At 61.3% G+C, this 9134-nt stretch carries 8 protein-coding genes; 6 read left to right on the top strand and 2 right to left on the bottom strand.

Features of this window, described 5'->3' with window-relative positions; genetic code table 11:
• Nucleotides 1-93 precede the first annotated feature (93 nt).
• Nucleotides 94-1077, bottom strand: coding sequence for an aldo/keto reductase (locus tag ACR0AD_RS20730; protein WP_480489462.1), 984 nt, complete (start codon nt 1075-1077; stop codon nt 94-96).
• 111 nt (nt 1078-1188) lie between these two features.
• Entirely contained in the window at nt 1189-2070 is an 882-nt protein-coding gene (locus ACR0AD_RS20725; protein WP_480489461.1) for a LysR family transcriptional regulator, read from the bottom strand.
• A 258-nt stretch (nt 2071-2328) separates the two neighbouring features.
• On the opposite strand from ACR0AD_RS20725, the gene ACR0AD_RS20720 reads away from it, so the two are divergent.
• From ACR0AD_RS20720 to leuD, 6 genes are read left to right on the top strand one after another with little or no spacing between them, the layout of a single operon-like run.
• Nucleotides 2329-3816, top strand: a complete 1488-nt coding sequence (locus ACR0AD_RS20720) for an aldehyde dehydrogenase (protein WP_480489460.1) — start codon at nt 2329-2331, stop codon at nt 3814-3816.
• A gap of 14 nt (nt 3817-3830) precedes the next feature.
• On the top strand, nt 3831-4688 hold the full coding sequence (locus ACR0AD_RS20715) for an isocitrate lyase/PEP mutase family protein (RefSeq protein WP_480489459.1): 858 nt from the start codon (nt 3831-3833) through the stop codon (nt 4686-4688).
• A 10-nt stretch (nt 4689-4698) separates the two neighbouring features.
• Nucleotides 4699-5796, top strand: a complete 1098-nt coding sequence (locus ACR0AD_RS20710; RefSeq protein WP_480489458.1) for a sugar ABC transporter substrate-binding protein — start codon at nt 4699-4701, stop codon at nt 5794-5796.
• A gap of 4 nt (nt 5797-5800) precedes the next feature.
• A complete protein-coding gene (locus ACR0AD_RS20705; protein WP_480489457.1) occupies nt 5801-6817 on the top strand; it encodes an ABC transporter permease in 1017 nt (338 codons plus the stop codon).
• Nucleotides 6814-8334 carry a sugar ABC transporter ATP-binding protein gene (locus tag ACR0AD_RS20700; RefSeq protein ID WP_480489456.1) on the top strand — a complete coding sequence of 507 codons (1521 nt, stop codon included), beginning with the start codon at nt 6814-6816 and terminating at the stop codon, nt 8332-8334. Before ACR0AD_RS20705 ends, ACR0AD_RS20700 begins: the two co-directional genes overlap by 4 nt.
• Complete coding sequence (leuD, locus tag ACR0AD_RS20695) at nt 8321-8938, top strand: 3-isopropylmalate dehydratase small subunit (RefSeq protein ID WP_480489455.1); 618 nt, start codon at nt 8321-8323, stop codon at nt 8936-8938. Before ACR0AD_RS20700 ends, leuD begins: the two co-directional genes overlap by 14 nt.
• Nucleotides 8939-9134: the final 196 nt, after the last annotated feature.

The raw sequence follows: 9134 nt of genomic DNA, 5'->3' as shown, positions 1-9134 counted from the left end.
TCACACTCTGGGATGAATACACTGCAGAAATGACAGCCTGAGCGCGGAACAAAATCACTTTTCATGCATCCTCAAACAACTTGGCAATACCCGTTAGGCATTTACACCTTTCATGCCCTCCGCAGTGTATCGGTCGCCAAATGCCTTATGCGATCGCGACAAAATATCCATCGCATCAATGTCTTCTGGCAAAAGCTCGAACTTCGCTGCCTCAAGGTTGTCTTGAAGATGGGTTATTCGCTTTGTGCCCGGAATGGGAACGATGTCGTTACCCTTTGCCATGACCCAAGCAAGTGCACTCTGAGCAACAGATATACCTTTTGATTTGGCCATCTCGCTGAGCGGTTTCAGTATGGAGGTGTTGCGACTGAGATTGCCGCTTTCAAAACGTGGCAAAGAACGGCGAAAGTCACCCTTTGGAATATCACTGCGGCGCTCTATTCGCCCTGTAAGGAACCCCCGGCCTAGCGGAGAGTATGGCACGAATCCGATGCCCAGTTCCCTGCAAACGGGCAGAATGGTGTCCTCGGCGTCGCTCGTCCAAAGCGAGTATTCGGTCTGGACCGCCGTAACCGGGTGCACGGAATGGGCGCGGCGCAGAGTCTCGGCGCTGACTTCGCAAAGGCCGATATGCGCGATCTTGCCTTCGGCGACGAGACCCGCAAGCGCACTCATGACCTCTTCGATCGGTCGGCTGCGGTCGATGCGGTGGACGTAATAAAGGTCGATGCGCTCTACGCCCAGCCGCCGCAGCGAGGCGTCGCAGGCCCGGCGTGCATATTTTGCCGAATTGTCGATCGAGCGCGCATACTCCCCTGGGTTTCGGACGATCCCGAACTTTGTGGCGATGCGCATGCTGCTGCCCACTTTCCTGCGGAACCTCCCCAGCAGTTCTTCATTGTGGTGCGGTCCGTACATATCGGAGGTGTCGAAGAAATTCACACCTGCTTCGAACGCGGCGGTGAGCACGTCGAGCGATTCCGTATCGTCTGTCGGCCCGTAGAATTCCGACATGCCCATGCAGCCGAGACCCATCTGGGACACCGTCAATTCCTGCCCCAACCTGCGTGATTTCATCCTGCCCTCCATCGTTCCTTTGGAAAGGTAGGATCGGGCGTAGCGGTTATATACCGCCAATTACGGTGGGGTGTTTTTCGAATTTGGAAAGCCCGGCCTGGGGATGGTGTGTCAGGTGGTGCCTTCCAGCAGGGCCCGTTTTTCCGCAAAGAGTTCGGTCATGAAATCGGCCACCGCGCGGACGCGCGCGGACCCGGCAAGGCCGCGATGAATGACCAGCCAAATCTCCTGCTCGACCATGTCACCGCCAAGATCCACTTTTCGCAAACCCGGTTCCGGGTCGCCGAGGAAGCACGGCAGCACGGCGAGACCAAGACCTGCGCGCGCGGCGACAAGCTGGCCATAGAGGCTGTGCGCGATCAGCGCTGGCGGTCGGCCCATCAGCACGCGGTCGAGCCAGGCCATCATGGGCAGATGTGCGAAATCCTCGCCCCAAACGATGAAATCGTACTCGGTGCGGCCTTCGCGCTCGTGCCCGGACAGATAGTCGGGGCTGCCGAATAGCCCGAACTTCTGCGTCCCGATCCTTCGAATATTGACATTGCCCTGCTCGGGGCGGTTGAGACGGACCGCCAGATCGGCCTCGCGTCGTGACAAGCTGACCGAGCCGATCCCGGTCGAGACCTCCAGAACGATCCCGGGGTAGCGATCCCTGAATCGGGCGATCTCGGGCAGGATCACGTAGTTCGCCAGGTTCTCGGCGGTTGCAAACTTGACATGCCCCTCGGGCTGGCGATCTCGCCCAGCAACTTTCATCTCTAGATCGGTGACCGAAAGCTCGACCGCTTCGGCGTGGAAGAACAGATCCGCGCCGTCATCGGTCAGCGTGTAGCCGGTCTGATGGTGATCGAAGAGCGAGACCGACAGCGCGCGCTCGAGTTGGGACACGCGGCGGCTTACGGTCGAGGGGCTCGCGCGCAGTTTTTCTGCCGCTGCCGACAGGCTTCCCGTGCGCGCGACCGCGAGAAAGTAGCGAAGGTCATCCCATTCCATGTCTTCCATATACGAAAAACGATGGGTTCTGCACAGCCGGGAATCATTGTCCTTGGCGTGGATGTGGTGTCACTGAAGCAGGTAAAGAATTGTAAATACGTAATTTTCTATCCACGCAAAACTGCTTTCCATTACTTTGTCTACTAGAGTTCCCTCCAACGCCGAATGATCAGACCCGACGAAGCCTGCGGGAGGAGCAAAAGTCGTCAGCCATGTTTCGTGGCCTGCTCCTGCGCGGAAAGACACCGGGAGGAGCGAATGCTCGATGAAAAAGTAGACACCCACCGAGATTTCAAGATGCTGATCGGGGGGAAGTGGGTCGCCGCAAGCTCTGGCGCGGTTCTGGCCTCGGAAAACCCCTATCGCGGCGAGGTTTGGGCCACTGTGCCGGACGGTGGATCGGCCGATATCGACGCGGCGGTTGCCGCCGCCCGTGACGCTTTGAGCGGTGAGTGGGGCGCAATGAGCGCGCAGGCGCGGGGCAAGCTGATGCGCCGCCTGGGCGATCTGATCGCCGAGAATGCCGAACGGATTGCAACGGTCGAAAGCACCGATAACGGCAAGCTTTACAAAGAGATGCTGGCCCAAGCCAAGTACCTGCCTGAATGGCTTTACTATTTTGCTGGGGCGGCGGACAAGGTCGGCGGCGAGGTCATCCCCTCGGAGCGCCCGAATTTCCACATCTATACCCGGCACGAACCGATTGGGGTGGTCGGGGCGATCACGCCCTGGAACTCGCCGGTCCTGCTGCTTGGGTTCAAGCTGGCACCGGCGCTGGCAGCGGGCTGCACGATGGTGGTCAAACCGTCCGAGCACACGCCGGCCTCGACCCTGGAATTCGCAAAGCTGTTCGAGCAAGCCGGTTTCCCGCCCGGGGTCTTCAATGTCGTGACCGGCGGTCCCGAGGCGGGCGCCGCGCTGTCGTCGCATCCAGGGATCAACAAGCTGGCTTTCACCGGCTCGGATGCTACCGGGCGCAAGGTGATGCAGGCCGGCGCCGAGAATTTCACCCGCGTGACGCTGGAACTGGGCGGCAAATCCCCCAACATCGTGTTTGACGATGCCGATCTGGAGGCTGCGGCCAATGGCGTTATCGCCGGTGTGTTCGGGGCGACGGGGCAGACCTGCATGGCCGGGTCGCGCCTGCTGGTGCAGGCGTCGGTCAAGGATGCGCTGCTAGACAGGGTCATCGCGCGGGCGAAGACGATCAAGATGGGCGATCCGATGGATCAGGCCACGGAAATGGGCCCGATGGCCACCCGTCCGCAGTTCGAAAAGGTTCTGGGAATTCTCGAGCGGGCCAAAGAGGCAGGTGCCACGTTCGCAACCGGCGGCGGTGCCTCTTCGGAACATGACGGGTTCTTTATTCAGCCCACCATTGTTGACGGAGTGGATGCCGACATGGAAGTGGCGAAGGACGAAATCTTCGGCCCCGTGCTCTCGGTTCTGACCTTCGAAACCGAAGAGGAAGCGATCCAAATCGCAAATGCCACACGCTTTGGGCTGGCTGCGGGCATCTGGACCCAATCAGGCCAACGCGGAACCCGTGTTGCACACAAGGTGCGCACCGGAACGGTCTGGATCAATTCCTATCGTGTAGTCGCCCCCAATGTGCCGTTCGGCGGTTTCGGCCATTCCGGTATCGGGCGCGAAAACGGGATCGAGGCGGTCAAAGCCTATACCGAGACCAAGGCGGTCTGGGTCGAGTTGACGGGCGCCACGCGCGATCCGTTCAATATTGGCTAAGCCTGGATCAGACGATGAGCTGGCTGGCAAACCGACTTGCGCCGGACGCCGATCTGCTGGTGCTGCGCGGAGCATATGACCCGCTCAGTGCCAGGCTGATCGCCGGGTGTGGTGCCGAAGCGATCTATTGCGGGGGGTTCGCGGCGACAGCGGCGCAGCACGCCTTGCCGGATCTGGGGCTTCTGGGGCTGGACGAGATGGTCTCGATCTATGCCCGGATCGCCGCGTCCTGCCCAGACCTGCCGCTGATCGTCGATGGCGATGCCGGTCATGGCGGGTTGCTGAACGTGGCGCGCATGGTCGATCGCTTTGCCCAGATTGGGGTCGACGCACTGCATGTCGAAGACCAGGTCAGCCCCAAACGCTGCGGCCATCTGGCGGGCAAAGCGGTTGTCGACCGTCCGGAAGCCCTGGCGCGCATACGCACGGCTGTGCGGCACGCGGAATGCGAGGGGATGGATATCATTGCCCGGACCGATGCCATCGCCGTGCATGGCTTTGACGAGGCGATCCTCCGCGCCAACGCCTTTCTGGACGAGGGCGCCACGGCGGTCTTCATAGATGCGCCCCGGACCGCCGACCAGATCGCCGCGATCCCGGACAAAGTCCGGGGGCCGGTACTATTCAACGCGGCGCCGACAGGGGGGCCGACACCGCCCTCGGATGAGGAACTTGCGCGGCTCGGCTATGCGGTCGCGCTGCATCCGATCGAAGCGCTTCTGGCGGCGTGCTCTGCGGTGGCGGAGCGCAGGGTCGGTTTTGCCGAAGTAAACGAAATTCTTGGGACACACGACTTTCTCGAAAAGGAGTTGGCGTTGTCGCGGGATAAGGCGCCGGACAATGAACCGGCAGAACTCCAACAGTCACAATAGGGAGAACAAGATGGGACGATTTTTAAATGTAATGACATTGGTCGCGGGACTTGCCGTCGCAACCAATACTGCTTTGGCCGACGAGGCACAGATGGGTGCGGACAAGGCGGGGCCGCGCGTGGATTTGCCGCAAAAAACAATCGGCATCCTGCAACTGAACGCGCAGGCTGAGGTAGCTTTTCGCATCGCGGAAGGTGCGCGCATTCCTGCGGAACAGCTGGGCTGGAACGTGATTGTCTGCGACAGCCTTGGCGATCCCGCGCGGATGGCAAGCTGCTCCGAAAGCCTGCTCAATCAGAACGTAGATGCGATCCTCACGGTCGCCATCGAACCTGCGCCGGTTATGGCACAGATCCGACGTGCCAATGAGCTTGGCGTGCCATGGATAACACTTGGCGGCGGGACCACGCCAAACGACCTGATCACAGCGCAATACGCGCCGCTCGAAACCGAGATGTCGGACCTGCTTCATGCTTATCTGATCGAACGGCTCGACGAGCGTTCTGGTGACGAAAAGACTATGGCGATCTCGACCTTCAGTCAGGTTTGGGCAGGCAAGGCGCGTTCGGATGATCTCTACGCCGATCTTGAAGGTACCAATATCAAGGTGGTGGACGAGCATGTCAGTGACCTTGCCAACCAGATCGCTGACGCCCGCCAATCCGTGACCAGCCAGCTGACCGCTTTTCCGAATGTGGACGCACTGTTGGGCACGGCGAACTATACGGTGCCAGTGATGGGCCAGCTTGTCGCGCAGCGCTTTCCCGGCAAGGATTTCCCCGAGCGGCCTCTGGTCGTTGGCTATTTCGATGACATGGTGAATGTCGAGGCGATGCGCCGCGGCCAAGTGGACGCGCTGGCGACGATGCGGCTTGAGGCATGTGGCTATGTCGCCGTCGATCAGCTTGTCCAGTTGTGGGCGCGCGGCACCGAGGTTGACCCCAACGCCTATCTGAACTCGGTAGAGACTTACGGGGTCGACCTGCGCGAAGCCTCGCTGATAACCGTCGGCAATATGCCGCCGGAAGGCGAGTATCTTGCGCCGACCACCGATTACGAGGCCTATTTCAGCGCCAAATGGGCCGCCGAATTCGGCGTCGGAGGGTGATGCGATGAGCTCCGTTTCGCAGAATGGCGGAGCGGGCGCGGCGGGCCGGGAGGTGATTTCCGGCCCGGCCCTGCGCCGGTTTGCCGAGGCATTGCTGCAGGGTTATGGCCTTGTCATCGCACTGCTCCTTGCCATCGTACTGTTTTCCGTGCTGCGTCCCGAAGCGTTCTTTTCCTGGACCAACGCGCGGGCGATCCTGACCTTGGCGGCGCCCTTGACCATTGCCGCGCTCGGGCTGACGGCGGCGCTGGTGATGAACGAGATCGACCTTTCGGTCGGCTCAATGATCGGGCTTGGCGGTGCCTTTGCGGTCTGTCTCATGTCGTTCTGGTCGGTGCCCTGGGGTATTGCGATCGTGGCAGCGCTGGTCCTTGCGCTGGCCGTCGGTCTGGCTACGGGGCTGATGGTCACGCTGGCCGGGGCCAATTCGCTGATCATCACGCTGGGCATGGCGACGCTGCTGACGGGCATCGAATTCAGCCTGACTGACCAGCGCACGATCTATTCGGGGATCGACGCGGGCTATGTAGCACTTGGTCAGTCGATGTTTCTTGGTCTGAATCTGCAGGTCTGGATCGCCGGGGCAATCGCACTTGCCATGTGGGTGCTGCTCGAACGGTCAGAGGCCGGGCGTTACATGTATGCCACCGGGTCGAACCGCGAAGCGTCGTTTCTTGCCGGTTTGCCCGTCGCGCGGCTGCGTGTAACCGGGTTCGTCCTTGTCGCGGTGCTGGGCACGGTTGCCGGTATCCTGCTGACGGCGCAATCCGCTTCGGCCTTTTCGAATGCCGGTCAGCCCTACCTGCTGCCCGCCTTCGCGGCGGCATTCCTCGGCTCCACAATATCCAGCGACGGGCGTTTCACGGTTGCGGGCACGGTGATCGCGGTGCTGTTCATCGGGGTGATCCAGACCGGGCTGACCATGCTGCAGCTTTCCACCGGTGCCATCAACATTGCACAGGGAGGGCTGCTGATCATGGCCGTGCTGCTCAGCCGGTTCGGGCGGAGGCTACGGCGATGAGCGGGTCTGTGAAGGCAAGGGGAATCTGCAAGGCCTATCCTGGCGTGCAGGCCGCGCGCGAGGTGACGTTTTCGGTTGATCCCGGCGAGGTGATCGGCGTGCTGGGCAAGAACGGCGCGGGCAAGAGCACGCTCATGCGCATACTCGGCGGCGTCGAACGACCGGACGCAGGTGGCCTGGAACTGGATGGCAGGGTGCTGGAGTTTCATTCGGCCCGCGATGCGGTCGCGGCGGGTATCGTCACCGTTCATCAGGAATTGAACGATGTGCCGATGCTGAGCGTGGCCGAGAATGTATGCCTTGGGCTGGGCTATCCGGGGCGGATTGGTCTGCTGGACCGCCGGGCGCTTGCCGCGCGTGCCTCCGCCGCGCTCAAGGCATTGCATTCCGGGATCGACCCCGCGCCCCGTGTCGGCACGCTGTCGGTTGCCGAGCGTCGGATGGTGATGATCGCGCGGGCCTTGGCGGCCGAGGCGCGGGTCATCATCCTTGACGAGCCCACAGCCTCGCTCACCGAGGCCGAGATCGCCGAACTGTTCCGCGTTATCCGCAAGTTGAGCGCGCAAGGCGTGGCGTTTCTTTACGTCTCTCACCGGTTGAATGAAATCTTCGAGATCTGTTCCCGGCTTCTGGTGATGCGCGACGGTACGCTGGTCGCAGATCGCTATGTCAAGGACACCACCCCCGCCGAAGCGGTCGCCCTGATCGCGGGCCGCGCCCGCGAGGCTGGGGCGATGGCGCGCCGATCCGAGCGAATCGGCGAGATTGTTCTGGAGCTTTCGGGCCTCGATCCGCTGCGCAGGGGCCGGGCGCTTTCCCTGTCGCTGCGCGCGGGTGAGGTTGTCGGTTTGGCGGGGCTCGCCGGCTCCGGCCGGACCGAACTCTTGCGTCAGATCATGGCCGCCGATCCGGTACCGGGTGCGACGCACCGGATGCAGGGCAGGGCGGTCCGCATCGCCTCGCCACGCGACGCCTGGGCGCAAGGCCTGGGCCTTCTGCCAGAGGACCGTCGGCATCAGGGCGTCATCCCCGGCTTTCCGATCTATCGGAACGTCACGCTTGCCAGCCTCGACGCCAACCGGGCCGCATCCTGGCTGCCCTTCCCGCGCAAGGCATCAGAGGTCATACGCGCGCAGGGCCTGATCGAACGATTGCGCCTGAAGGCGACCAGCCCAGAGGACAGCGTGACCTCCCTCTCTGGCGGAAATCAGCAGAAGGCGCTGCTTGCGCGAAACCTGGCGGCGCAATGCCGGATCCTGCTCCTAGATGAGCCGACACATGGCATCGACGTCGACGCGAAAGAAGAGATATATGCGTTGATCAACGAATTGGCCGAAAGCGGTATGGCGGTTCTGCTGGTCTCTTCGGAACTGAACGAACTGACGGCGCTTGCGGATTCGATCATCGTCCTGCGCGACGGCGAGGCCATTGCGCATCTGCCGAATGAGGGCATGACCGAAGAGCAACTTCTGCATCATTGCCTGCATGCGCGGGAGAACGACCATGTTGCCGTTTGAGACCGTCCGCTCGGCGGCGTTCCGGTTCGAGGAAATCAATATCGACACGGACGCGATACTGCCAAAGCAATTCCTGACGACAATCCGGCGGGACGGTCTGGCCGAGGGGCTTTTTTTCGAACAGCGCCGCGCGGCGGCGGAACGGCAGACAAGGCATCCGCTCGACAGGCCCGAGATGGCAGGCCGCAAGATACTCGTTGCGAACGAGAATTTCGGTTGCGGGTCATCGCGCGAACATGCGGTTTGGGCGTTGCTCGACTACGGGTTCCGGGCAATCGTCGCGCCGTCCTTCGGCTCAATCTTCCTCAACAACGCCACCAATTGCGGGCTTCTTTGCGCCCAAGTCAGCCGATCCGATCACGAGTTGATCAATGCCGCGCTTGCGGCGAGACCAGATCTGAAGGTCGTGGTAAATCTTGAGACCTGTAGCGTTCTTATGGATGATAGGAGATTTGTACCCTTCGCAATTGATGTGGCACATCGCACAAACCTGCGGGCCGGCACCGATCTGATCGACCGGACAATGCAATCTGCGCGGCAAATCACGGCCTTCGAAGCGGATCAAAAGCGGTTGTACCCTTGGCTCGCCACAAATGCTGTTTAGTGAACTTGCGCCGATCCACATTCGCAACGACTCCGGGCATGATCCTAGCGAATGCGCTTGCCACGAAACGAAGTAATTGGGAGTAGGTCGAGTTGAGCTACCCCGTGAATTTCGGACACTGACGTAAGCTACGATTTGTTGTTTGCTGATCTTCGACGAAGAGGAGATCAGAGATGTCGAAACGGAAGAACCATTC

The sequence above is a fragment of the Ruegeria sp. BH8 genome (assembly GCF_056538065.1).
The sequence above is the reverse complement of the archived record's forward strand: the minus strand, read 5'-3'. Positions and strand labels throughout refer to the sequence as shown.

Coding starts and splice junctions, on each gene's coding strand:
- leuD (WP_480489455.1), top strand. CDS start 8,321: ATGTTGCCGTTTGAGACCGTCCGCTCGGCGGCGTTCCGGTTCGAGGAA.
- ACR0AD_RS20730 (WP_480489462.1), bottom strand. CDS start 1,077: ATGAAATCACGCAGGTTGGGGCAGGAATTGACGGTGTCCCAGATGGGT.
- ACR0AD_RS20705 (WP_480489457.1), top strand. CDS start 5,801: ATGAGCTCCGTTTCGCAGAATGGCGGAGCGGGCGCGGCGGGCCGGGAG.
- ACR0AD_RS20715 (WP_480489459.1), top strand. CDS start 3,831: ATGAGCTGGCTGGCAAACCGACTTGCGCCGGACGCCGATCTGCTGGTG.
- ACR0AD_RS20720 (WP_480489460.1), top strand. CDS start 2,329: ATGCTCGATGAAAAAGTAGACACCCACCGAGATTTCAAGATGCTGATC.
- ACR0AD_RS20700 (WP_480489456.1), top strand. CDS start 6,814: ATGAGCGGGTCTGTGAAGGCAAGGGGAATCTGCAAGGCCTATCCTGGC.
- ACR0AD_RS20725 (WP_480489461.1), bottom strand. CDS start 2,070: ATGGAATGGGATGACCTTCGCTACTTTCTCGCGGTCGCGCGCACGGGA.
- ACR0AD_RS20710 (WP_480489458.1), top strand. CDS start 4,699: ATGGGACGATTTTTAAATGTAATGACATTGGTCGCGGGACTTGCCGTC.